This is a genomic window from Streptomyces hamibioticus (genome assembly GCF_047946815.1).
Taxonomy (GTDB): Bacteria; Actinomycetota; Actinomycetes; order Streptomycetales; family Streptomycetaceae; genus Streptomyces.
The window spans coordinates 4,554,437-4,578,818 of the sequence record NZ_JBKKQY010000001.1 but is presented as its reverse complement, the minus strand read 5'-3'; the positions used below and the strand labels follow the sequence as shown (position 1 = coordinate 4,578,818).

The 24,382-nt window shown below is 73.6% G+C and carries 18 protein-coding genes; 9 read left to right on the top strand and 9 right to left on the bottom strand.

The window, feature by feature from the left end:
• Positions 1-79: 79 nt before the first annotated feature.
• The 4 genes from ACLGIH_RS20910 to ACLGIH_RS20895 form a co-directional block, all read right to left on the bottom strand.
• Complete coding sequence (locus ACLGIH_RS20910; protein ID WP_416526785.1) at positions 80-1,207, bottom strand: SIS domain-containing protein; 1,128 nt, start codon at positions 1,205-1,207, stop codon at positions 80-82.
• Positions 1,208-1,333: 126 nt separating this feature from the next.
• The gene (locus ACLGIH_RS20905) at positions 1,334-1,504 is read right to left on the bottom strand and encodes a Trm112 family protein (protein ID WP_014673093.1); all 171 of its coding nucleotides are present in this window, start codon (positions 1,502-1,504) and stop codon (positions 1,334-1,336) included.
• A gap of 102 nt (positions 1,505-1,606) precedes the next feature.
• Positions 1,607-2,971: a phosphomannomutase/phosphoglucomutase gene (locus ACLGIH_RS20900; protein WP_416526784.1), complete on the bottom strand. Its 1,365-nt coding sequence runs from the start codon at positions 2,969-2,971 to the stop codon at positions 1,607-1,609.
• 154 nt (positions 2,972-3,125) lie between these two features.
• On the bottom strand, positions 3,126-3,548 hold the full coding sequence (locus ACLGIH_RS20895; protein WP_416526783.1) for a DUF3499 domain-containing protein: 423 nt from the start codon (positions 3,546-3,548) through the stop codon (positions 3,126-3,128).
• Between the two features lie 294 nt (positions 3,549-3,842).
• Here ACLGIH_RS20895 and ACLGIH_RS20890 point away from each other — a divergent pair, with 294 nt between their 5' ends.
• Positions 3,843-4,298: a metallopeptidase family protein gene (locus ACLGIH_RS20890; protein WP_416529439.1), complete on the top strand. Its 456-nt coding sequence runs from the start codon at positions 3,843-3,845 to the stop codon at positions 4,296-4,298.
• Positions 4,299-4,361: 63 nt separating this feature from the next.
• On the opposite strand, the gene ACLGIH_RS20885 is transcribed toward ACLGIH_RS20890, so the two are convergent.
• The 3 genes from ACLGIH_RS20885 to ACLGIH_RS20875 form a co-directional block, all read right to left on the bottom strand.
• Positions 4,362-5,873, bottom strand: a complete 1,512-nt coding sequence (locus ACLGIH_RS20885) for a DUF5719 family protein (protein ID WP_416526782.1) — start codon at positions 5,871-5,873, stop codon at positions 4,362-4,364.
• A complete protein-coding gene (locus tag ACLGIH_RS20880; protein ID WP_416526781.1) occupies positions 5,870-9,583 on the bottom strand; it encodes a glycosyltransferase family 2 protein in 3,714 nt (1,237 codons plus the stop codon). Before ACLGIH_RS20880 ends, ACLGIH_RS20885 begins: the two co-directional genes overlap by 4 nt.
• Before the next feature lie 182 nt (positions 9,584-9,765).
• Complete coding sequence (locus ACLGIH_RS20875) at positions 9,766-10,029, bottom strand: WhiB family transcriptional regulator (protein WP_003975777.1); 264 nt, start codon at positions 10,027-10,029, stop codon at positions 9,766-9,768.
• 691 nt (positions 10,030-10,720) lie between these two features.
• Between ACLGIH_RS20875 and ACLGIH_RS20870 the strand changes: the two genes are divergently transcribed.
• From ACLGIH_RS20870 to ACLGIH_RS20855, 4 genes are all read left to right on the top strand, one after another.
• Positions 10,721-11,242 (top strand): cysteine dioxygenase, encoded by a 522-nt coding sequence (locus ACLGIH_RS20870; protein ID WP_416526780.1) that lies wholly within the window; start codon positions 10,721-10,723, stop codon positions 11,240-11,242.
• Between the two features lie 33 nt (positions 11,243-11,275).
• Positions 11,276-12,235, top strand: a complete 960-nt coding sequence (gene cofD, locus ACLGIH_RS20865) for a 2-phospho-L-lactate transferase (protein WP_416526779.1) — start codon at positions 11,276-11,278, stop codon at positions 12,233-12,235.
• Complete coding sequence (locus ACLGIH_RS20860; protein WP_416526778.1) at positions 12,232-13,533, top strand: coenzyme F420-0:L-glutamate ligase; 1,302 nt, start codon at positions 12,232-12,234, stop codon at positions 13,531-13,533. Before cofD ends, ACLGIH_RS20860 begins: the two co-directional genes overlap by 4 nt.
• A gap of 68 nt (positions 13,534-13,601) precedes the next feature.
• On the top strand, positions 13,602-14,591 hold the full coding sequence (locus ACLGIH_RS20855; RefSeq protein WP_416526777.1) for a DNA-3-methyladenine glycosylase family protein: 990 nt from the start codon (positions 13,602-13,604) through the stop codon (positions 14,589-14,591).
• Between the two features lie 688 nt (positions 14,592-15,279).
• Here the strand turns inward: ACLGIH_RS20855 and manB are convergent.
• Positions 15,280-16,362: a mannose-1-phosphate guanylyltransferase gene (gene manB, locus ACLGIH_RS20850; RefSeq protein ID WP_416526776.1), complete on the bottom strand. Its 1,083-nt coding sequence runs from the start codon at positions 16,360-16,362 to the stop codon at positions 15,280-15,282.
• A gap of 167 nt (positions 16,363-16,529) precedes the next feature.
• Entirely contained in the window at positions 16,530-17,939 is a 1,410-nt protein-coding gene (locus ACLGIH_RS20845) for a peptidoglycan recognition protein family protein (RefSeq protein WP_416526775.1), read from the bottom strand.
• Positions 17,940-18,078: 139 nt separating this feature from the next.
• On the opposite strand from ACLGIH_RS20845, the gene ACLGIH_RS20840 reads away from it, so the two are divergent.
• The 4 genes from ACLGIH_RS20840 (at position 18,079) to ACLGIH_RS20825 (ending at position 24,370) form a co-directional block, all read left to right on the top strand.
• Entirely contained in the window at positions 18,079-18,840 is a 762-nt protein-coding gene (locus tag ACLGIH_RS20840) for a TIGR03089 family protein (protein ID WP_416526774.1), read from the top strand.
• 434 nt (positions 18,841-19,274) lie between these two features.
• Positions 19,275-20,471: an LCP family protein gene (locus ACLGIH_RS20835; RefSeq protein ID WP_416529438.1), complete on the top strand. Its 1,197-nt coding sequence runs from the start codon at positions 19,275-19,277 to the stop codon at positions 20,469-20,471.
• A 241-nt stretch (positions 20,472-20,712) separates the two neighbouring features.
• Positions 20,713-22,473 carry an LCP family protein gene (locus tag ACLGIH_RS20830; protein WP_416526773.1) on the top strand — a complete coding sequence of 587 codons (1,761 nt, stop codon included), beginning with the start codon at positions 20,713-20,715 and terminating at the stop codon, positions 22,471-22,473.
• 232 nt (positions 22,474-22,705) lie between these two features.
• Positions 22,706-24,370 (top strand): LCP family protein, encoded by a 1,665-nt coding sequence (locus ACLGIH_RS20825; RefSeq protein ID WP_416526772.1) that lies wholly within the window; start codon positions 22,706-22,708, stop codon positions 24,368-24,370.
• Positions 24,371-24,382: the final 12 nt, after the last annotated feature.

The following is a 24,382-nucleotide window of genomic DNA, read 5'->3' as shown; positions in this document are numbered from 1 at the left end:
CTGCCGGTTCTTCGGGGCGTGTCGCGGTACGTGCGCCGGCGCGCGGCTCAGTCCGTACGGGGCTCAGTACCCACTGAGATCAGGCGCCCGAGGCGAGCGCCAGGTAAACGGCGGCGAAATCCGTCATGGCGATCAGTTCCGCGAGGGTCTCCAGTTCGCCGCCCGCCTCCGGTTCCAGTTCGCTGATCGGTGTGTCGTGGTCGAGGGCCACGTCACGGGCGGCGGGAGCGGCGGTGAGGCCGCCGATGGGGCGGTCGCGCAGCAGCACCACGCGTGCGTGCAGGGCCGGTGGCTCCTCGACGCGGTCGCGGAAGAAGTCCTCGGGGTCGGCGCCGGCGGCGAGGGGGCCGGCGAGCAGGGCGCTGTGTGCGGCGAGCGCCTCGGGCAGCTCCGCCACGACGGCCGGGGTGCCGGACAGTTCGGCCAGGGCGGCGGCGAAGCGGCGGCCCGCCGGGCCGGCGGAGGTGCCCTCGGTCCAGACGACGGGGAGGGCGTCGGCCAGCTCGGCGGCCAGGGTCTTGGCGGGGTTGCTGTAGGTCGCGATGGCGGGCCCGCAGCGCTCGGCGACCTGGTCCAGGCGGTCGGCGACCTTCAGGAGGGCGTCGGGTGGGGCGCTGAGCAGTCCGGTGCGGTCCAGCAGCGCCAGGAGCGGCGTGAGCAGCGCCCACAGGACGCCGGGGGCGGCCGCGGCGAGCGGCTCGTCCTGGTCGTAGGGGGCCGTGGCCATGGGGATGAACAGGCCGTGGGAGCCGTTCACCGTCTCGTCGAGCGGGGATCGGGCGGGGGCCACGGCGGCCACCGTGCAGCCGCGGCGGTAGGCCTGCTCGGCGAGCAGGGACAGGCCCGGTTCGGTGCCGTCGGGGGTGGCGATCAGCAGCAGGTCCACGGAGCCGGCCCAGCCGGGCAGCTCCCAGCGCAGGGCGCCGGCCGCGGGGGCGACGCCGGTGGGGGCGAGGCGGGTGACGGGACTGCCGGCGCCGGCGAGCGTGCCGAGGAGGTCGGCGGCCTGGGTGGCGGCGGCGCCGGGGCCGGCGATGAGGACGGCGCGGGGGCGGCCGTCCGGTTCGAGGTCGTTGATGCCGGCCTCGGCGGCGTGCCGGGCGGCGGTGCGCACGCGGGCGCCGGCCTCCGCGGCGCCGCGGAGCAGACCGCGGCGGTCGGCGTCGGCGAGCCCGTCCGGGCTGTCGAGCAGCGATTCGTCGAGCATGGCGGCAGTCTCCGATCGCCGGGACGTCTGTTACGCGGTGCCGGTGGTGCGGTTGCCCGGGTGGGCTCCGTCTACCCGTGGTCCACCCGGGCTCTCCTCGGGGTCTCCCCGGGCTCTCCCCGGCGTCTACTCGGGGCGGCGGGCCTCGTCGACGAGGAGGACGGGGATACCGTCGCGGACGGGGTACGCCAGACCGCAGTCCTGTCCGGTACAGATCAGCTCGGTGTCCTGCTCCTTGAGGGGGGCGTGGCAGGCCGGGCAGGCCAGGATCTCCAGGAGGCCGGCTTCGAGCGGCATGGGGGTTCCCTTCGGGAGCGTTGGGATGTGCGGATGTGCTGGTCAGGGTACCGCCGGGGTGGGGCGGGCGCGGGTGCCCCGGACTGCCGGCGGCTCGGTGCGCTATCCCCTGATGATCGCCAATGCTTCGTCTCTGACCTTGGTCATCGTCGCCTCGTCGCGCGCCTCCGCGTTGAGGCGCAGCAGCGGCTCCGTGTTGGAGGGGCGGACGTTGAACCACCAGTCGGCGGCGGTGACGGTCAGGCCGTCCAGCTCGTCCAGGGTGACGTCGTCGCGGCCCTGGAACGCGGCCTTGATCGCGGCCAGGCGGCCCGTCTGGTCGGCGACCGTGGAGTTGATCTCGCCCGAGCCGACGTAGCGGTCGTACTGGGCGACCAGGGCGGACAGCGGGCCGTCCTGGCCGCCGAGGGCCGCCAGGACGTGCAGGGCGGCCAGCATGCCCGTGTCGGCGTTCCAGAAGTCGCGGAAGTAGTAGTGCGCGGAGTGCTCGCCGCCGAAGATCGCGCCGGTCCGGGCCATCTCGGCCTTGATGAAGGAGTGGCCCACGCGCGTGCGTACGGGCGTGCCGCCGTTCTCGGCGACGACCTCCGGGACGGACCAGGAGGTGATGAGGTTGTGGATGACGGTGCCCCGGCCGCCGTTCCGGGCGAGTTCGCGGGCCGCCACCAGGGCGGTGATCGCGGACGGGGAGACCGGGTCGCCGTTCTCGTCCACGACGAAGCAGCGGTCGGCGTCGCCGTCGAAGGCGAGGCCGAGGTCGGCGCCCTCCTCGCGGACCCGCCGCTGGAGGTCGACGAGGTTGGCCGGGTCGAGCGGGTTGGCCTCGTGGTTGGGGAAGGTGCCGTCCAGCTCGAAGTACATCGGGACAAGGTCGACGGGCAGACCGGCGAGGACCGACGGGACGGTGTGGCCGCCCATGCCGTTGCCCGCGTCGACGACCACCTTCAGCGGGCGGGCGGAGGAGAGGTCGACGAGGGAGCGCAGATGGGCCGCGTAGTCGGCCAGTGTGTCGCGCCGGCCGATCGTGCCCGGCTCGGCGGCCGGCTCGGGGGCGCCGGTCCCGGTCCACCGCTCGACGAGTTCGCGGATCTCGGCCAGGCCCGTGTCCTGGCCGACGGGGGCGGCGCCCATGCGGCACAACTTGATGCCGTTGTACTGCGCGGGGTTGTGCGAGGCCGTGAACATGGCGCCCGGCAGGTTGAGCGCGCCGGAGGCGTAGTAGAGCTGGTCGGTGGAGCACAGGCCGATCTCGGTGACGTCGGCGCCCTGGGCCGCCGCGCCGCGCGCGAAGGCCGCCGACAGTCCCGGGGACGAGGGCCGCATGTCGTGCCCGGTCGCGATGGCGCTCGCGCCGGTCATCCGGACGAAGGCCGCGCCGAACAGCTCGGCCAGCGACTCGTCCCACTGGTCCGGGACCACACCGCGTACGTCGTACGCCTTCACGATCTGCGACAGATCAGCAGCCACGGCCAACCTTCCTGAAAGTCCTGTCGATGAGGCACAAACTACCCGCTCCCGCCGGCCGCGCGCCGCGCGGTTCGCGAAGGTCAGGGCGGCATCCGGCCCGCCGTCGGCGACATGGCCGTGGACGTGGGCGTGGGGCGGCGCGGCGGAAGGCGCCTCAGTTGTCGGGGGAGCGCAGGACCCGGAGGTGGCCGCGCCGGGCGACCTCCATCGGGTCGGCCGCGCGTGCCCCGCCGCCGGCTCCGGCGGCGCGCTCCTGAGGGCGGGCCGCCTCGCGCACGGCGTTGGCGAGCGCTTCCAGGTCGTCGCCGCTCGGCCGGGCGGGGGCCGAGCCGTCGAGCAGCCGGACGACCTCCCAGCCGCGGGGTGCGGTCAGGCGCTCGGAGTGCTCGGCGCACAGGTCGTAGCAGTGGGGTTCGGCGTAGGTGGCGAGCGGGCCGAGGACCGCGGTCGAGTCGGCGTAGACGTACGTCAGCGTCGCGACGGCGGGACGGCCGCAGGCGGTGCGCGAACAGCGACGTACAGGGCTCACGATGTTGGACGGTACCGCACTCTTGAGCGGGCCGCGACGACTCTCCACCAGGTCACTCCACCGTGTCGTGCTGTGAAACGCCCCACAGGGCCGTCCGCGGGCGCCACTCCGACCTGCGCGGACATCGGGGATCGGCGGATCGGACGCGGCCGGAGGCGGTCACGACCCGGCACAAACAGCATCAATTGCCTTGAGATCACCGGTCTCGGAGGGATACGGAATCGAACCCAACCTTGGCCGGAATGGTCATCCCGCGACATGCGGTACGGGGGGCTCCGGTGAGGTCCGGTCTCGGTGTGGAGCCCGGCGCGCACACCCGGCGAGTACTAACCTTCACCAGTGATGGACACCCCCGCGACACCCCGTTCCGCCGGCCGCCCCGGGCCCCGCCGCCGTGATCGCCACGGCCGGGGCATGCGCGGTCCGATCGCACCGCCGCAGGTACCGCTGGCCGCCAGCCGTGCCGAGGTGTTCGCGGACCTGGTGCAGGACTCCGTGGAACGGCTGGAGCGGCGGTGGCCGCAGCTCGCCGACATCGACTTCCTGGTGCTGGAGGTGCCGCGGCTGGACGGGGCGGCCGGGGACGGCTGGAGCGACGAGGCGGTTCCGCTCGGCGGCACCGTCCCCTCGCGGGACGGGCGACGGGCCCGGGTGGTGGTGTACCGGCGGCCGGTCGAGATCCGTACGAAGGGCAGGGACGAGCGGGCGGCGCTGGTGCACGAGGTGGTGGTCGAGCAGGTCGCGGAGCTGCTCGGGCTGACGCCGGAGACGGTGGATCCGCGGTACGGGGAGGACTGAGGCGGACGGGGCCCGGCCGCGAAGCGCCGGCCGCCCGGCCGGGCCCCACCCGCCCGCACCCGGCTACCTCTGGAGCACCGACAGGTCCTCGTCCGCCTGCGGCACCGCGACCGTCCCCCGGTCGTCCGGGAGGGGCTGCACCGTGAAGAACGGGACGTCGTCGTGCGTTGCCGTCAGGGTTCTGGACGCGTACACCGGGCCGCCCGACACCGGCTCGACCGTCAGGGCGTACGTGCCCTTCAGGCCGCCGGGGACCGGGGCCTCGACGTCCTGGGTGGTGCCGCCCTTGATGGTGTAGGTCCGCGACTGCGTCGTGCCGCCCTCGCTGCCCGCCGACGCGGTGACCTTCACCTTCGCGGTGTCCTCGGGTGCCGCCACGGACAGCGTGGTGCCCTTGGAGCGGTTGTCCGACGAGGTCGCGCGCGCCCCTATCGGGCTCGTCGCCGGGATGTACGCCGTCTCCTGGCCGGTGCCCTTGCCCCGCACCACCCGCACCGCCGCCACCACGGGCACGGCCCGCTCCGTCGGCGTCAGCACCAGCGAGCCCGCCTCGCCCCGCGTGACGTCCCCGAGGTCGACGGCGGTCGTCCGGCCGGCCTTGATCCGCACCGTCTCGTGACCGGCCGGCGTGATCAGCCCGGACGTCGAGGCAAGCCGCACCTTCAGGTCGGCATCGGTGTCGCCCGGTGTGAACAGCACCAGCCGCACGGCGGACGCGTCCTTGGGAATGCCCGGCAGCACCAGGCTGCTCCCCGGGTCCGCGGTCGGGGCCAGCCAGTCGCCTCCGGCCTTGTCGTCCAGGGCCTGCACCGCCGCCCCGACCCGCCCGCTGCGGACGCTCACGTGCACGGTGACGTCGGTCTGCTTCTCGTTGCTGAGCGTGGACAGCAGGATCGGCTCGCTCGCGTGCGGCTGGACCGTGATGCCCTCGCCCACCGTCGACTTCAGCGCGCCGTCCTCGCCGTACAGTTCGATGTCCACCACGGCGGCCGAGTCGTCGGGGTTGGTGAGATGCACGTAGTCGGTGCGGCCGTCCGCCGTGCTGGCTCCGGGGAACCAGAACTCCGTGTCGGGCGACGTGCAGTTGACGCCCAGCAGTCCCCGGCCGGTACCCGCGGTGACCTCCGTGGTCTGCTGCACCGTCCAGCCGGGTGCGAACCGCCCCTCCGCCGTCCCGACGAGCGCGGGCGCGTCGCCGCCCGACTTCTCTGCGGTGACCGGTGTGCCGGGCGCCTTCGGCTCCAGGGCGGGCTCGTCTGCCTTCTTCTCGCCGGCCTCCTTCTCCTGCCCCGCTTCCGCTCCGGCCTCCTCGCCGTCCTGTGCCGCCCGCAGTTCGGCGTTCCCGTCCTTCTCCGCGCCCTTCGTGACGGGCGTGAACGACGTGTACGTCGTCTCGGCGAGGTCGGAGTTGCTGGGCGCCGGGCACACCAGGCTGGTGCGCTCCACGGGGAGCCGGGCGGCCGCCTCGGCCGCGCTGCCCGCGCCGGTGGCCTCCGGCGTGGACACGGCCGCGAATCCGGTGACGGCGGCGAGTGCGGTGACGCCGGCGAGGAGGGAGAGGGTCGTGCGGTTCACTGCTGGCTCCCGTCGGGACGCTCGTTGCCCGTGCCGTGCGGGTGGTGGGGTGGTGCCGGGTCGTACGCGGTGCCGTAACCGCCGGGCCCGTACGTCTGGTCGTACGTCTGGCCGTATGTCTGGCCGGGTGCCGACTGGGACGGCCCGCCGTAGGCGTAGGGGTCGTACTGCCCGCCCTGGTGGGTGTCACCGGCGTACGGCTGCTGCTGCCCGTAGCCGCCCGCCCCGGTGTACTGCTGCTCGCCGCCGTACGCGTCGTGCGTGCCGTACCCGGCGCCCGGGTAACTCGCCGGGTCCCACTCGTCGTAGGCCTGCTGCTGCGGGACCGCCGCCGGCTCCTCCGGCGCCGTCTCTTCCTCCGGTCCGGTCGCCGGGGCGCCGGGCCCGGCCTCGGCCTGGGCCCGCAGCCGGCGGGCGCGGCGGCCCTCGCCGGCGACGGCCTGCGCCGGGACGAGCGGCTCGTCGGGCAGGTCGTCGTCGACGTCGCGGCGCCGGCCGGGCAGCGCGAGGACGACGAGGACGACGGCGAGCAGGCCCTGGGCCCACAGCCAGGCGGTGTGGGTGAGCGGTGCGTCGTGGGTGACGTCCAGGCTGCCGCCGGTGGCGGGGAGTTCGAAGCCCTGGGCCCAGCCGTCGACCGTGGTGGGCTTCAGCGGCTTGCCGTCCAGGGTGGCCGTCCAGCCGGCGTCGGCCGTGTCCGCGAGGCGCAGCACGCGCCCCTGGGAGCCGGACGGGATCTCGGTGTGGATCTCGACGGGGCCGGCGGCGACGGGCTGCGGCTCGCCGGACCCGGAGACGACGGTCGCCCGCGCGACCTCCTGGTCGACGCGCCAGAGCGCACTGCCGTCCTGCTGGCTGAGCCTGCTCAGCCCGGGCGTGGCGTCCAGGACGCGGGTGACCTGGCGCGGCGCGCCCTTGTGCACCAGGACGTAGCGCACCGCGAAGCCGCCGAGCTGGTCGGCCTGGTCGGCGCCGGACCCGGCGACGAGGTTGGCGACCACCTTGGCGAGCTTGCCGTTCTCGCCGTCGGCGGCGGCCAGTTCGGCGTCGCCGAGGCGGGCGCCGGAGCCGCGGACCAGCACATAGCGCACGTGGGCGGCGGAGTCGCTGTCGAGGACGAGGGTGCGGGCCTGGTCGCGGGTGCGGCTCTCCTCGGCGACGAAGGCGGGCACCTGGACGGGGTCGCGCCGCTCCAGCGGGCCGTCGGCGCCCCGGATCATCCATCCGGCGGCGGCGAGCAGCGGCCCGGCAGCCGAGGCGAACGCGATCAGTACGGCGACGGGCTGGCGCCAGCCGAAGCTCTGCTCGGCCACGCGCGAGCGTGCCCCGTCCGCGCCGAGGGCGGCGGCGGACAGCAGGGCGATGCCGTAGACGAGGGTCGCGGGCCCGGCCCAGGCGGAGCCGTTGGACAGGACGGCGAACACGAGCCCGGCCAGGGCCGCGGCCCAGGCGGCCCAGATGCCCAGCCGGCGTTCGGAGCGCAGCAGGGCGGCCAGCGCGGCCAGCACGATGCCGATGAGCATCAGGCCGCTGACCGTGCCGGGGCCGCCGGGGCTCGCGCCGAGCAGGTCGAGGGCGGAGGCGGCAGAGGCGCCGTATTCCAGACCGGCCTCGCGGAAGAAGCCGAACGGCAGCAGGGTCAGCGACCAGGGCGCGAGGAGCAGCAGGGGCGTGCCGAGCTGGGCCAGGAAGCGCAGTCCGTACGCCGTGATGTCGCCCCGGCGCAGGGCGAGTACGCCGATGCCGAGGACCAAGGCGATGGGCCACACCACGGGCGTGAACGCGGTGCTGACGGTCAGCAGCAGGGCGTAGGCCCAGGTGGCCCGCCAACTCCCGCGGGCGCCGGCCGGGTTGGCCAGGCCGGCGGCGGCGACGCCCGCGCGTGCGATGAGCGGCAGCAGGATCGCGAGGACGGCGGTGCCGATGCGGCCGCCGGCGAGGGCACCGGTGGCGGCGGGCAGGAAGGCGTAGACGACGGCCGCCCAGGCGCGCAGCAGCCGGGAGGTGACGAGCGGTCGGGAGGCGAAGTAAGCGGTGAGGCCGGCCACCGGCACCGAGCAGACGAGCAGGACGGTGACGGCGAGGCCGGTGGAGCCCAGCAGCAGGGAGGACATCAGGGCCACGATCGCCAGGTAGGGCGGCGCGGCGGCGGTGCCGCCGGCGCCCACCGCGTGCCAGGCGTCGGCGTAGCGGGACCACAGGTCGCCGGCGTCGGCCGGGGCGGGCAGCAGCGCGCCGCCGGCGAGTGCCCCGCCGCCGAGCAGGGCGCGGCAGGCGACCAGGGAGAACAGCAGCAGGGCCAGGAAGAGCACCGGGCCGGGCTTGCGGGCGATGCGCTTGAGCCGGGCGAACTGCTCGACCTGGAGGAAGTCGGCGTCGTCGTCGCCGGGTCCGGATTCGACGGCGCCGCCGTGCCGTCCGGCGCCCACGGCCGCCTCGGCGTCGGAACGGCCGACGAGGTTGCCCGCGACCTGCTCGACGGTGGCGCGGACGGTGGCTCCGGGCGGCGGGAACAGGGGCCGCAGTTCGCCCTTGTCGACCTGGGGGCGGCCGCGCACGCGCCGCCCGGCGAGGATGCGTTCGGGCCGCAGCAGCACGCCGAGCAGGCCACGGATCTCGTCGACGGCCTGGCCGGGGACCTTGCCGACCAGGTAGGCGAGGGTGCGCAGCAGGGTGCCGAGGACGAGGCGCAGCAGCACCCAGGGCAGGGCGGCGGTACGGGCGTTGACGAGCAGGGTGTAGACGGCGCCGGCCTTGTCGACCTTGTGCGGGGAGGCGGTGGTGCGGCCCGCGCAGTCGACGGTGCGGCGCTCGCGGGAGGCGGCTTCGGCGTGCCGCACGACCGCTTCCGGGGCGACGAGGACGCGGTAACCGGCCGCGTGCGCGCGCCAGCACAGGTCGATGTCGTCGCGCATCAGCGGCAGCCGCCGGTCGAAGCCGCCGAGCCCTTCGAAGACGTCGCGCCGGACCAGCATGCCGGCGGTGGACACGGACAGCACGGGGCGTACGTGGTCGTGCTGGCCCTGGTCCTGCTCGCGGCGGTCCAGGCCGGTCCAGCGGCGGCCGGAGTTGGCGATGGAGACGCCGACCTCCAGCAGCTGGCGGCGGTCGTACCAGCCGCGGAGCTTGGGGCCGACGACGGCGACGTCCTCGCGGCCGAGCTGGTACTCGTTGTCCACGACGCGCAGCAGTTCGGCGAGGGCGTCGGGTTCGGGGGCGCAGTCGTCGTGCAGCAGCCACAGCCACTGGACCGGCTCGCCGTGGGGCAGCTCGGGCAGGTCGTAGGCGTCGTCGCGCCAGGTGCGCGTGACGGGGTCCCAGCCGCTGGGGCGCTTGAGGTAGGGCAGGTCGTCCGGGGTGAGGACGGGCGCGGTGCGGGCGGCCTCCTCGACGGCCTGGCCGAAGCCGGTGCGCCGGGCGAGGTGCAGTACGCGGTCGTCACCGACGGCGTCGGTGACCAGCCGGGCGGAGTCGTCGCCGCTGCCGGTGTCGGCGGCCATGACGGACTGGACGGGGCGCTCCTGCCCGAGCAGCCCGGCGAGCGCGTCCGGCAGCCAGCGGGCGCCGTCGTGGGAGACGAGGACGGCGGTCACCACGTGACGCGGGAACTCGGGAGCGTGGGCCGGGTCGAACGCAGGCGCGTGGGCCTGGTCGAACGCTGCTGTGGCGGCCGCCTCTTGAGGAGCTGCCGGGTGGCTGTGCACGGACATCGAGGTACGGGCCCCGGTTCGGTGGACTGCGGTGGACGCCCGTGCCTGATGGGGGCGGCGGGGCGTCTCGGACGAGCGACCACACTAGCGGCTGGGCAACAGGGCGGCCCGCCGCCTGTGGATAACCCACCTGCGACGGGCCGTGCCCTGAAGACTTGCGTACTGATCCGATGTGCCGTCCGTCAGACGGCGGCCTTCTTCAGCCGGCGGCGCTCCCGCTCGGACAGGCCGCCCCAGATGCCGAAGCGCTCGTCGTTGGCGAGCGCGTACTCGAGGCACTCGGAGCGGACCTCGCAGGCGAGGCAGACCTTCTTGGCCTCCCGGGTGGAGCCGCCCTTCTCGGGGAAGAAGGACTCGGGGTCGGTCTGGGCGCACAGTGCGCGCTCCTGCCAGCCGAGTTCCTCGTCCGCGTCGTCGACCAGCAGTTGCTGCACCAGCTCGGTCATGTGCGCCCCTCGTCCGTCTTTCGCGTCCCCGTGATGTTGCCGTTACCGATTCCGGCTGAACGACACGAGTGAAATTACAAGTGTGCTGCTCCGGGCGAGTCAAGCCGAGATCTGCTATTGGGCCCCTTATTCACTCTGCGGAACCAAGGCCATGCGGAAAGTGTTCAAATCGCCATAAACCTTGACATACCAACGAGGCCCGCGAGGGCCCCCACCCCCACACAGCACCTGCACAGGGGAGGACGCCCTCGTGTTCGATCTCGTTCCGACGCACCCGCCGAAGCGAACTGGATCACGTTCGCATCACAGGATCGCAACGGGGGTTGTGCGCCCGGCTTGTGCGCCATGTGTCCCGACAACCGGGTGAGCAAACCTTTCACCTGTGAGATGAACCGGAAGAGGTGAACCATGTCCCACATAACGGGCATCAAGTTGACAGTGCGGGTGTGAGCCGGTGTCCTAGTGGGCATGCTCGCGAACTTGGCACTCACCTCGACCCGCCCCGCCGGGTCCCACGGTGCTGCCCGTGCTCGCTGTAGCTGTTGTTGCCGTTCCAGCTGTTGAGCCAAGCGCGCTCCGGCTGTTTCCCGGGTCCACCCCACCCGACCGCTTCTCCGCGCCGCCCTCACCCGGGCGCCCTCCGTCTTCTCCGCATCCCCCATTCCCCTCCGCCGAGGAACCACCGCACCCCATGAACAGCGACAGCGACCTGCAGATCGCCGGCGACATCCTCGAAGTCCCGCACCTCCTCCAGGCACCGCGCGAGCACCCGGCCACCGTCGCCGAGTACGCCGGTCTCGCCCGCTCCATCGCCGCCGACCGGACCCAGTGGGAGCACCTGGTCCGCTACGACGCCACGACCCGCTGGTACCACCGGCTGCGCACCGGCCCCGGCTACGAGGTGTGGCTGCTGTCCTGGGTGCCCGGCCAGGGCAGCGGGCTGCACGACCACGGCCCCTCGTCCGGCGTGCTGACCGTCCTGGACGGCACCCTGACCGAGCGCACGCGGCGCGGCACGCGCGCGTTGCGGCCGGGCACCCAGCGGGTGTTCGCTCCGGGATACGTGCACGAGGTGATCAACGACGCGCTGGAGCCGGCGGTCAGCCTGCACGTCTACCACCCGGGCCTGACGGAGATGCCGATGCACGCGGCGTACTCGGCGCAGTGCACGGCCGCAGCGCCGCACGATGCCGGGGCCGTGACGACTGCCTGACGCACTGTCGTACCCGCCTGCAAGACTGGGGCCATGCGCATTGTGGTTCTGGCAGGCGGCATCGGCGGTGCCCGGTTCCTGCGCGGTCTGAAGCAGGCCGCGCCGGACGCGGACATCACGGTCATCGGCAACACCGGGGACGACATCCACCTCTTCGGGCTGAAGGTCTGCCCGGACCTCGACACGGTGATGTACACGCTCGGCGGCGGCATCAACGAGGAGCAGGGCTGGGGGCGGGCCGAGGAGACCTTCCACCTCAAGGAGGAGCTGGCGGCGTACGGCGTGGGCCCAAAGTGGTTCGGGCTCGGCGACCGGGACTTCGCCACGCACATCGTGCGGACGCAGATGATCGGCGCCGGATACCCGCTCAGCGCGGTGACGGAGGCCCTCTGCGACCGCTGGAAGCCGGGCGTGCGCCTCATCCCGATGACCGACGACCGGGTCGAGACGCATGTCGCCGTCGAGCTGGACGGCGAGCGCAAGGCGATCCACTTCCAGGAGTACTGGGTACGGCTGCGCGCCTCCGTCCCCGCCGAGGCGGTCGTGCCGGTCGGCGCCGAGCAGGCGAAGCCGGCGCCCGGCGTGCTGGAGGCGATCGCCGAGGCGGACGTGATCCTCTTCCCGCCCTCCAACCCCGTGGTCTCCGTCGGCACGATCCTCGCCGTGCCCGGCATCCGCGAGGCGATCGCCGACGCCGGGGTGCCGGTGGTCGGCCTGTCCCCCATCGTCGGGGACGCGCCCGTGCGCGGGATGGCCGACAAGGTACTGGCCGCGGTGGGCGTGGAGGCCACGGCGGCGGCGGTCGCCGAGCACTACGGTTCGGGCCTGCTGGACGGCTGGCTGGTCGACACGGTCGACGCGGAGGCCGTGACGCGCGTGAAGGCGGCCGGCATCCTCTGCCGGGCGGTGCCGCTGATGATGACGGACGTGGCGGCGACCGCCCGGATGGCCCGCGAGGCGCTGGCCCTCGCGGAGGAGGTGCGGGCCGCGTGAGCGCGGACGGCTACCGGGTCTGGGCCGTACCGGGCCTGCCCGAGATCACCCCGGGTGCCGACCTGGCCGAGCTCATCGCCGCGGCCGAACCGCAGCTGGCCGACGGGGACGTCCTGCTGGTCACCTCCAAGATCGTGTCCAAGGCGGAGGGGCGCGTCGTGCGGGCGCCCGACCGGGAGGCGGCGATCGACGCGGAGACGGTACGGGTGGTGGCCCGGCGCGGCACGCTGCGGATCGTCGAGAACCGCCAGGGGCTGGTCATGGCGGCGGCGGGCGTCGACGCGTCCAACACCCCCGCCGGTACCGTGCTGCTCCTCCCCGAGGACCCGGACGCCTCGGCCCGCGCGATCCGCGACGGGCTGCGCGACGCCCTCGGGGTCAAGGTCGGCGTGGTCGTCACCGACACCGTCGGCCGGCCCTGGCGCTCGGGGCTGACGGACGTGGCGATCGGCGCGGCCGGCGTCCGGGTCCTGGACGACCTGCGCGGGGGCACGGACGCGCACGGCAACCCGCTCAACGCCACCGTCGTCGCCACGGCGGACGAACTCGCCGCCGCGGGCGACCTGGTCAAGGGCAAGTCCGCCGGGCTGCCCGTCGCCGTGGTGCGCGGCCTGCCGCACGTGGTGGCCGAGGACGACGGCGACGGGGCGCGCGCCATGGTGCGCGGGGCGCGGGACGACATGTTCCGCCTGGGCACCTCGGAGGCGGTACGGCAGGCGGTGAGCCAGCGCCGTACCGTCCGGTCCTTCACCGACGAGCCGGTCGATCCGGGAGCCGTACGGCGGGCGGTGGCCGCGGCGGTCACCGCACCGGCCCCGCACCACACCACCCCGTGGCGTTTCGTCCTCCTGGAGTCCCCGGAGTCCCGCGCCCGTCTGCTGGACGCGATGCGGGACGCCTGGATCGCCGACCTCAGAGGCGACGGCAGGAGCGAGGAGTCCATCGCCCGGCGGATCCGGCGCGGCGACGTGCTGCGCAACGCGCCCTGTCTCGTCGTCCCGTGCCTGGTCATGGACGGCTCCCACACGTACGGGGACGCGCGGCGGGACGGGGCCGAGCGGGAGATGTTCGTGGTGGCCGCCGGGGCGGGCGTACAGAACTTCCTCGTGGCGCTGGCCGGGGAGCGGCTGGGCTCGGCGTGGGTGTCGTCGACGATGTTCTGCCGGGACGTCGTGCGGGAGGTGCTGGACCTGCCGGCGGACTGGGACCCCATGGGTGCCGTCGCGGTCGGCCACCCGGCCGAGGAGCCGCGGCCGCGGCCGGAGCGGGACGCCGGGGCCTTCGTGGAGGTGCGGTGACCGCGGGGCGCGAGCGCCTACCCTCGTACTGACCTCTTCCGCTCACTCTTTCTCCCGGGACCTCACTCGTGGCTGGACGTTTCGCTCCCCGGCCGGCACGGACGACCGTGCGCGGCGGGCGGGCCGCCGTGCCGCGGCAGGCCGCGGCGCCGGGGAAGGTCCGCACCTGGGTGCCGGACGGGCCGTTCGACCTGGGGCTGGTGCTGGGGCCGCTGCGGCGCGGGCCGGGTGACCCGACGTTCCGGGCGATGCCGGACGGCTCGGTGTGGCGGGCGAGCCTGACGCCCGCCGGGCCCGGGACGCTGCGCGTCGCGGCACGCGGCGGCGAGGTCCGGGGCGAGGCCTGGGGGCCGGGCGCGGAGTGGTTGCTGGAGCGGCTGCCGGGGATGCTCGGCGCGGACGACGACCCGTCCGCGTTCCGGCCGCGGCACCGGGTGCTGGCGCTGACGCGGCATCGGCGGCCGGGGCTGCGGCTGACGCGGACGGGGCTGGTGCTGGAGTCGCTGATTCCGTCGGTGCTGGAGCAGAAGGTCACGACGGTCGAGGCCTATCAGGCGTGGCGGTTGCTCGTACGGAGGTACGGGGAGCCGGCGCCGGGGCCGGTGCCCGGGCGGATGTACGTGATGCCGGGGCCGCGGACGTGGGCTCTGATCCCGTCCTGGGAGTGGCACCGGGCGGGCGTCGACAACAAGCGGGCGTCCACCGTCCTGCGGGCGGTGCGGGTCGCCGCGCGGCTGGAGGAGGCGGCCGGGATGGAGCCGACGGCTGCGCAGGCGCGGTTGGAGGTCGTGCCGGGGATCGGGCCGTGGACCTCGGCGGAGGTGGTGCAGCGCAGTCATGGGGCGCCGGATGCGGTGACGGTGGGGGACCTGCATCTGCCCGGGATCGTGGGGTGGGCGCTGGCGGGGAACCGGGGGGCCGATGACGCGGAGATGCTGCGCCTGCTGGAGCCGTATGCCGGGCAGCGGCATCGGGCGGCGCGGTTGATCCTGCTGAGCGGGAGGGTGCCGCCGAGGCGGGCGCCGCGCATGGCTGTGCGGGACATCGGGCGGTTGTGAGGCGTCACGGCTGAGGGCGGGGCGCCGCGCAACCCGGCGGAACGGGGTGCCTCCCCCAGAGGGGGTGCCCCCAGCACCCGCCCGTGCCGCCCTGGGGGCACCTCCCGGGCCGTTCGCACGACTGCCCCGCGGCTGGACGGCCAGGCGGGGCGCGCCAGCAGTCGCCCACCGCGCGAAAGAAGCGACCAGCCAGACCACTGCCCGCACTCGCCCACCGCGCGAAAGAAGCGACCAGCCAGACCACTGCCCGCAGCCGCCCACCGCGCGAAAGAAGCGACCAGCCAGACCACTGCCCGCACTCGCCCACCGCGCGAAAGAAGCGACCAGCCAGAGCACTGCCCGCAGCCGCCCACGGCGGGAAGGGACGACTGGCCTGGGCGCTGCCCGCAGCCGCCCGCGGCGGGAAGGGGACGTGTCGGGGGGTGTCCGCCCGCAGCGGTTGTCGCGTCAACACGGGCACCCTCTACAACAGACCGATTCCGCGACGTTCCGAGGACGGACACCCCCCCGGCGCGGCCCCGAACCACCCACCGCACCCAAGGCGCTACGCGTACCCCCACCGAACCCGCACAGGCGCCGCAGGCATGAGACGCGCACCCCCAACCACCCGCACAGGCGCCGCAGGCATCCACCCACGGCGCCGCAGACACCCCACGACCGCCACCGCCACCCCGAAGCCGCCGCGAGGCTACGTGTCCGAGGAGAAGCGGACCGCACCCGCCGGGATGCGGGCGTCGCACCACACGCGGACGCCCTCACGGAGTTCGTTGTCGGCGCCGACGACCGCGCCGTCGCCGATGACCGTGCCGGTCAGCACCGAGCGTTGGCCCACCCGGGCCCGGTTGCCGATCAGGGAGTCCGTGACGACCGCGCCGGGCTCGATCACCGCCCCCGGCAGGACCGTGCTGCCGAAGACCCGCGCGCCCTCCGCCACGAACGCCCCCTCGCCGACCACCGTCCCGCCCGCCAGCTTGGCGTCGGGCGCGACCGTCGCCGTGGGCAGGACGAGCCGGTCGCCGCAGCGGCCCGGTATCGCCGGGGACGGGGCGCGGCCCAGGACCAGGTCCGCCGAGCCCCGTACGAACGCCGCCGGTGTGCCCAGGTCCAGCCAGTAGGTGGAGTCGACCAGGCCCTGGAGGTGGGCTCCGGCCGACAGAAGTCCCGGGAAGGTCTCGCGTTCGACCGAGACCGGGCGGCCCGCCGGGATCGTGTCGATGACCGAACGGCGGAAGACGTACGCCCCCGCGTTGATCTGGTCGGTGACGATCTCCTCCGGGGTCTGGGGCTTCTCCAGGAACGCCAGGACGCGTCCCGTGTCGTCCGTGGGGACCAGGCCGTACGCCCTCGGGTCGGTCACCTTCGTCAGGTGCAGGGAGACGTCCGCGCCCGTCGACTCGTGGGTGTCGACCAGCGCACCGATGTCCAGCCCCGTCAGGATGTCGCCGTTGAAGACCAGTACCGGCTCGTCCGGCCCGGAGTGCAGCCGCGAGGCCACGTTGCGGATCGCGCCGCCCGTGCCGAGCGGTTCCTCCTCCGTGACGTACTCGAGGTGCAGTCCGAGCGACGAGCCGTCGCCGAAGTACGGTTCGAAGACCTCGGCCAGATAGGACGTGGCGAGCACGATGTGCTCGACCCCCGCCGCCTTCGCCCGCGCCAGCTGATGCATGAGAAACGGCACCCCCGCCGCCCTGACCATCGGCTTCGGCGTGTGCACCGTGAGCGGACGCAGCCGCGTACCCTTGCCGCCGACCAGGAGGATCGCTTCTGTCACCTGTCGTCTCTGCTTCCTGCCGGGACCGGCCGAACTGTCTTTCGACCGGCCAGTGTATGCAGACCGTTCGGTGGTGCCGGCGACGGCGGTGCGGTGCGTGCCGCCTCTGTTGTCTTCCCCTCTGTGCGCTCTTCTGTCTTCCCCTCCGTCTTCCCCTGCGTCCGCCCTCAGCGTCCCTGGTAGCGGGCCGCGGTCGAGCGGGCCGTGCCGAGTTTGCCGTACAGCTTCCGTCCCGGGCAGTCCGTACGGAATCCGTCGCGGTGACCGGAGATGACGTTCAGTCGTACCTTCTTGCCCTTTCGGTGGAGATTGCCACCGGCGGACTTCAGGTATGTCTTGCCGCGCGGGTTCATGCCGTAGAGACCGAGCTTCCACGCGGTCAGCCGGGAGACGGCCCGCACCGCCGCGGCGGACGGCTTCTTGGAGGTGTAGGTGCCGAGAACGGCGATGCCCATGCTGTTGCTGTTGAACCCGAGGGTGTGCGCTCCCAGCACCGGCTTCGCCACCCCGCCGGCCCGGCCCTCGTAGATCTTTCCGCACTTGTCGATGAGGAAGTTGTAGCCGATGTCGCGCCAGCCCATGCTCTTGGCGTGGTAGCGGTAGATACCGCGGATGACGGAGGGCGCCTGCGAGCAGCGGTAGTTGTTGCCGGTGGCCGAGTGGTGCACGAACGCCGCCTTGACCTTCTTGGTGTAGGCGAACTTCTTCTCGCGCAGGCTCTCGTCGGCGCCCCAGCCGCGGCGGGTGACGATGCGCGGCCGCGGCCCGACGTACGGCTTGGCCTGCTGCTGCCCCGACTGCCCCGGTTGCCCGGTCAGGGCGTCGATGCCCAGCGCGAGCAGTTCGCTCTCGGTCTGGGCGCGGCTCAGCGCCGGGATCTCGACGGCGCCGAGCGGGGCGAGGTCGGCGTTGACGGCGGACGCGGCCCCGGCCGCGGCCGCCTCGGCGCTCAGGGCACCGGTGCGCGGTCCGTCCGCGGGGACGCCGGCGGGCGGCGGATCACCCTCGCCGGGGTCGACGAGTTCGAGGCGGAGGCCGGAGGGCAGGGGCGCGGCGGCCGGCGGTACGGCCCGGTCGGTCGCCCCGGCGCCCTGGTCCTCGGCTCCGTCCGCGTGGGCCCGGACCCGGACCTCCACCCCGTCCGACTCACCGACCCACAGCGGTGCCGTGGCGCCGCGCACCCGCCCCGAGGTGCGCTCGGGGGTGTCCGGGTCGGCGGCGTGCTCGGCCTGGTGCGTCTGCAGGTCCTGCCAGTCGGACCAGGCGCCCGTGTCGGCGGCGCGGGTGCGGACCTGGACGCTGCCGTGGAGCTCGGTGTCCGGGTCGTCCCACACGACCCCGACGAGCGAGAAGTGCCGTACGTCGCGGCGCGGCAGGCCCTGCACGGCGGCGCCGGGCGCGCGGTCGCCGACGAGAGGCCTCAGGGGCAGCGACTGGGTGTTGCCGGGGACGTGGGGCTCGGCCGACACCGACGGCCTCCCGCTTGTGGGCGCCTGGGCGGCCGCGGGTGGGGCGAGCGGGAAGGCGAGGGCGGCTGCACACGTGACACCGATCGAGGAAGCAAGGAATCCACGCATGTTCCCGATCCTGGACACGACTGTACAAATCTGTCCATTTGGAACTTGACGGCCCGCCAGGGGTGTTCGGCCGATCCGGTGGTGGTCCGGGGCCTTCTCCGCTCGGTGCGCGCCGCGTGGTGCGCGTACGCTTGCGCGGGTGAACGCCACCGACCGCACCCCTGCCGACCTGCTGAGTTCCGCGCTCGCCGCGGACCCGGGACGCCCCCTGGTGACCTTCTACGACGACGCCACGGGCGAACGCGTCGAATTGTCCGTGGCCACCTTCGCCAATTGGGTGGCCAAGACCGCCAACCTCCTCCAGGACGAGCTGTCCGTCGAGCCGGGGGACCGGGTCGCGCTGCTGCTGCCCGCGCACTGGCAGACGGCGGTGTGGCTGCTGGCCTGCGCGTCGGTCGGGGCGGTCGCCGATGTGGCCGGGGACCCGGCGGCGGCGGACGTGGCGGTCAGCGGACCGGAGCCGGAGTCGCTCCAGGCGGCCCGGGCGTGCTCCGGGGCGCGGATCGCGCTGGCGCTGCGCCCGCTCGGGGGACGGTTCCCGCAGGTGCCGGAGGGCTTCGTCGACTACGCGGTGGAGGTGCCGGGCCAGGGGGACCGGTTCGTGCCGTACGCGCCGGTGGACCCGGAGGAGCCCGGGCTCATCGTGGCCGGGCGGGAGTTCAGCGGGGCCGAGGTGGTCGAGCGGGCGCGCGCGGAGGCGACGGGGCTCGGGCTCACGGGACCGGGCGCGCGGCTGCTGTCGGGGCTGCCGTACGACACCTGGGAGGGGCTGAACGCCGGGCTGTACGGACCGTTGGCGACCGGCGGGTCGGTGGTGCTGTGCCGGCACCTGGACCGGCTGGGGGCCGAGGCGCTGGACCAGCGGATCGAGACGGAGCGGGTGACGGCGACGGCTCGCTGACCGGCGCCCCTTCAGGCATCGGCCGGCCACTCGGTCAACTCCCTCGGCCGGCCACTCGGCCACCCCCTCGGCCGGCCACTCGGCCAACGCCCACCCGACCAGCTCGGCCGGCCACTCGGCCACGCCCTCGGCCGGCCACTCGGCCAACGCCCACCCGACCAGCTCGCCCGCCCGCCTGCCTGCCCGACCAGCCGCCCAACCACCCCACCCGGCCACCCCCGCCCCCCATTCGGCCCATCCCCGCCCAGCCCCGACCCCGCATCCGGGCCATGGTCGTAGGACCAGCAGCACGCACGCACGACACGTAGGCACGGCACGCTCGTACGGCATGAGGGGTGGCGCCAGACGTGGGCGACAGGGCAGAGGCGTCCTCTTCGGAGGCGGCTTCGGAGGCCGCTCCGGAGACCGCTTCCGGGGCCGCCGGGGGCCGGACCCTGGGGCCCGGCGCGGGGGCGTCCGCGTCCGGGCCCGGACTGCTACGGCGGCGGCGCCGGCGCCGGCTGGGCGGGGCCGCCCTCGCGGTCGCCGTCGTCACGGCCGGCGCGGCGGCCGCCGGCTGGGCGGTGTACGCCAAGCTGGACGGGAACATCACGCCCGACGAGGCCGCCGCGGCCGAGCTCGCCCGGTACGACGAGGAGCGCCCCACCGCCCTGGTGCAGGGCGCCCAGAACATCCTGCTGATCGGCTCGGACTCGCGCTCCGGCGACGACAACGCCCGCTACGGGCGGGACCCGGGGACCGAGCGCTCGGACACCGTGATCCTGCTGCACCTGGCGGCCGTCCGGCGCAGCGCCACCGCCGTCTCCCTCCCCCGCGACCTGATGGTGCACGTGCCCGGCTGCCGCCGCCCGGACGGCTCGCGCACCGAGCCGGTGTTCACCATGTTCAACTACGCCTTCGAGGCGGGCGGTTCGGCGTGCACGATCCGGACGGTGGAGAAACTCACCGGCATCCGCCTCGACCACCACGTGGTCGTCGACTTCCACGGCTTCAAGGAGATGGTCGACGCGGTCGACGGCGTCGAGGTGTGCCTGACGGAACCGATCGACGACGAGGCGGCCCGCCTCCGGCTGCCCGCCGGGCGGGTGACGCTCGACGGGGAACAGGCGCTCGGTTACGTCCGCGCCCGCAAGTCGCTCGGCGACGGCAGCGACACCGGCCGGATGGAACGGCAGCAGCACTTCCTCGGGGCGCTCGTCAACAAGGTGCGAAGCAATGGCGTTCTGCTGAATCCGGCGAAGCTGTACCCGGTTCTGGACGCCGCCACCTCCTCTCTCACCACCGACCCGGATCTGGCGAGCCTGCGCGGTTTGTACGACCTCGTGCGCGGGCTGCGCGACATTCCCACCGAACGCGTGCAATTCCTGACCGTTCCGCGGGAGCCGTACGCACAGGACGTCAATCGCGACCAACTCGTGGAGAGCGCGGCGGAGAAGCTGTTCACCCGCCTGCGAATGGATGAACCGGTGGCGGTCGCCGCCACCGAGGGCGCACCCGATTCCGCCGGTCACGGACCGTACGGACACGACGACGCAACGTCCGGCGAAAGGCGGGGGGACGAGCCCGCGGACGCGGATTCCCCCGAGCCGACGTTCAGCGGGAACACCGCCGCCGAGGACGCCTGCGGGTAAAGCGGCCTCAAAGGCAGTCGCAGGAACGGACTCTTGTCCATGGAATTGGGTGGATTGCCCGGTTGTAAGCGTCGTGGAATTTGTCACCGGCGTCGCCGGACGCTGAACTGGGCGGATAGTGTGAGCGATCCGGTGCACCCCACCCCGAGGCAGTCGTCCCGCGGTCGTGCACCGAGTGAGAGACCCGAGCGCCTTTGAGGGGGAAGGCGCCGCGTGGCCCCGACGGAGGATTCGGACAACCGTGGACGCGCAAGGCCGTGGGCGGGCGGACAACACCGACCCCGCAGACCAGTGGGTGCTCAATCCGCGCACCGGCGAATACGAACTGCGACTGACCCCTTCCGCTCCGCAGTCGAAGGTGCCCGGTCCCCGCAGAGCCGCCCCGGACAGAGCGGGCGCGTCCCGTCGCCGTACGGCGAACCCGGACCGTGGCGCACCCGGCAGGGACGCACCCGGCCGGGACGCACCCGGCAGGGAGGTCCCGTCCCCCCGCAGGCGGCGCGGCGCACCCGCGGAACCGCCGCCTGGGCGGCGCGGACGCCGTCCGGTGAAGAAGAAGTCGACGGCGAAGAAAGCCCTGGTGTGGTCCGGCGGCACCCTGGCGTTCGTCGTCCTCGGCACCGCCGCGGCCGCGTACCTCTACCTGGAGCACCTGAACGACAACATCACCTCGGTCTCCGACGACGGCGCGGGCACCGGTGGCTTCCGCAAGGACGAGGCCATCAACATCCTGCTGATCGGCACCGACAAGCGCACCGGCGCCGGCAACGAGGGCTACGGTGACGCCGGCAGCGCCGGACACGCGGACACCACGATCCTGCTGCACGTCGCCAAGGACCGGTCGAACGCCACCGCGCTGAGCATCCCGCGCGACCTGATCGTCGACATCCCCGACTGCCCGACCACGCAGGAGGACGGGACCACGAAGGTCATCGCCGGCGAGCAGGGCGTCCGTTTCAACACCAGCCTCGGCCAGTCCGGCCGTACCCCCAGCTGCACCATGCGGACGGTCACCGAGCTGACCGGGGTGCAGCCGGACAACTTCATGGTGGCCGACTTCAACGCGGTCAAGACGCTGACCTCGGCGGTCGGCGGCGTCGATGTGTGCCTGGCCAAGGACATCGACGACCCGGACTCCCATCTGCAGCTCCCGGCGGGCGAGCACACCATCGAGGGCGAGCAGGCGCTGGCCTTCGTACGCACCCGGCACTCCGTGGGCCTGGGCGGCGACCTGAGCCGCATCGAGATCCAGCAGCAGTTCCTCAGCTCGCTGATGCGCAAGCTGAAGTCCAACGACACGCTCACCAGCCCGTCCAAGATGCTGAAGCTGGCCGAGGCGGGCACCGAGGCCCTCACCGTCGACTCCCAGCTGGACAGCATCGGCAAGCTGAAGGACCTCGGGCTGGAGCTGGGCAAGCTCGACACCAAGAACCTGACGTTCACCACCGTGCCGGTGCGCGACAACCCGGCCGAGACGGTCAAGGCGACGGTCGTCCTGGACGAGTCCAAGGCCCCGCAGGTCTTCGACATGATCCAGAACGACGTCTCGTTCACCGAGGTCAAGAAAAAGAAGAAGAAGGAGGCCGCGGCCGTCGCCGCGCGTCTGGAGGGGCCCAAGGCCGACGCCTCCGAGGTCCGGGTCCGCGTCCTCAACGGCGGTGCCCCGAGCGGCAGCGCCCAGCGGGAACTGCTCTGGCTGCAGACCGAGGCGGGCGTCACCAAGTCCGAGAACGCGGGCAACGCGCCCGAGAACCAGGCCAAGACCACCCTGGAGTACGCCCCCGACCAGGCCGACCAGGCACGCCGCCTCGCCGACCTGCTGGGCCTGTCCGGCTCGGCGATGAAGGAGGGCGAGAGCGTGACCAACTCCCAGGGGCTGCCCGCGATGACACTGATCCTGGGCGAGGACTTCAAGGGCGCCGGAGAGAAGCTGAACGCGACGCCGGCGACCGCGCCCAATGTGGAGAAGTCCACCGCCGACCAGGTCAAGTGCGCCGGCTGAGCCGGCGACGGCCCATGGCCTGACCGGCCTGCCGTGCGTCCGGCCGGGCGACCGCCAGGCCGTGTCGTACGCGGAACGGCCGGTGACAGGCGCGGCCCGCCCGCCAGCGCAACCGTGCCGGTCCCCCGTTGGTCTGAGACAGGACACCACCGTGCCGGCATCCGCACCGCCGGACCGCAAGGTCCGGCGGGGAGCGGCGCGGCGTGGGCAAAGGGCGGGGAAGGACAGGACGTTGAGGCAGAGCAGTGTGCAGGAGGAGGCGCCCGCGGCGCAGGACGTGGCGTCCCCCGCGGCGCAGGACCGGGACACGTCTGCCGAGTCCGGCCGGGACGACGCGGGCGGGTGGCGCCGAGGGGGCCGCGGGACCGGGCGGCAGCGCCGCAGGCGGCGGGTCCTTCGGTGGTCGGCGACCGTTCTGGCGGTGGTGATACTGGCTGCCGCGGGTGCCGGATACCTGTACTACCGGCATCTGAACGACAACATCCAGAAGGGCAAGCGCAGCAGCGGTGACTCCAAGGCGGAGAAGGCGGAACCGAACGCGGCCGGGCAGACACCGCTGAACATCCTGGTGATCGGCTCCGACAGCCGTAACTCCGACGAGAACGTGGCACTGGGCGGCAGCAGGCAGAACCGGGGCAATCCGCCACTGGCCGATGTGCAGATGCTCGTCCACCTCTCCGCGGACCGCAAGAGCGCCGCGGTGGTGAGCATTCCGCGCGACACCCGGGTCGACATCCCCCGGTGCACGGACCCGGAGTCCGGCGAGACCTTCCCGACGACCACCACCATCATCAACGCCTCGCTCGCCCGCGGCGGGGCCGGCTGCACGCTGGCGACCTGGCAGAACCTCACCGGGGTCTACATCGACCACTGGATCACCATCGACTTCGCGGGCGTCGTGAAGATGGCGGACGCGATCGGCGGGGTGGAGGTGTGCGTGCGCCAGAACGTGTGGGACCGCCCGCTGGCCGGGCACGGCGGCGGCTCCGGGCTGAAGATGACCGCCGGCCGCAAGAAGATCAAGGGCGAGCAGGCCCTGCAGTGGCTGCGCACCCGGCACGCCTGGGGCAGCGACCCGCTGCGCGCCAGGGCCCAGCACATGTACATGAACTCGATGATCCGCACGCTGAAGGAGCAGAACGTCTTCACCGACACGGGACGGCTCATGGACCTGGCCGAGGCGGCCACGAAGTCCCTGAAGGTCTCGGAGGAGATCGGCTCGGTGCAGAAGCTGTACGAACTGGCCCTTCAGCTCAAGTCGGTGCCCACCAACCGCATCACCATGACGACCATGCCCTGGGTCCAGGATCCGCGGAACGCCAACCACGTGATCCCGGACGGCGCCGACGCCGAGAAGGTGTGGGCGATGCTCCGCGACGACGTCTCCTTCGACGACAACGGCACGGGCTCCGGCGCGCCGAAGACCCCGGCCGGGGAGCGGGCGCCCGAGGAGCCGGCCTCCGGGGAGCCGGCGGCCGCCGACGCCGAGATCGCCGTGCAGGTACGGAACGGCACGCGGAGCGGCACGGAGTCCATGGTGCCCCGACGGGCGGAGGAGATCGCCGGACTGCTCGTCGACAAGGGTTTCACCCAGGCGGTGGCGGACCCTTCCGCGCTGCCCGGCGAGGAAACGACGGTCATCCGCTTCCCCAGCGCGGACCTGAAGGGCGACGCCCGGCGCGTCGCCGAGTCACTGGGCCTCCCGGCGAGCTCGGTGCGGCAGAGCACCGACGTCTCGGGCGTCACCCTGGTCGTGGGTGCCGACTGGCGCTCGGGAACGGACTATCCGCAGCAGTCGCCGCCGAAGGCCGGGGCCGTACCCGAGAGCGCCGACGCCATCAACGGCTCGGACAGCGGCCAGTGCATGGACGTCTATGCGCCCTACCGCTGGGAGTGATCTTTACTTTAC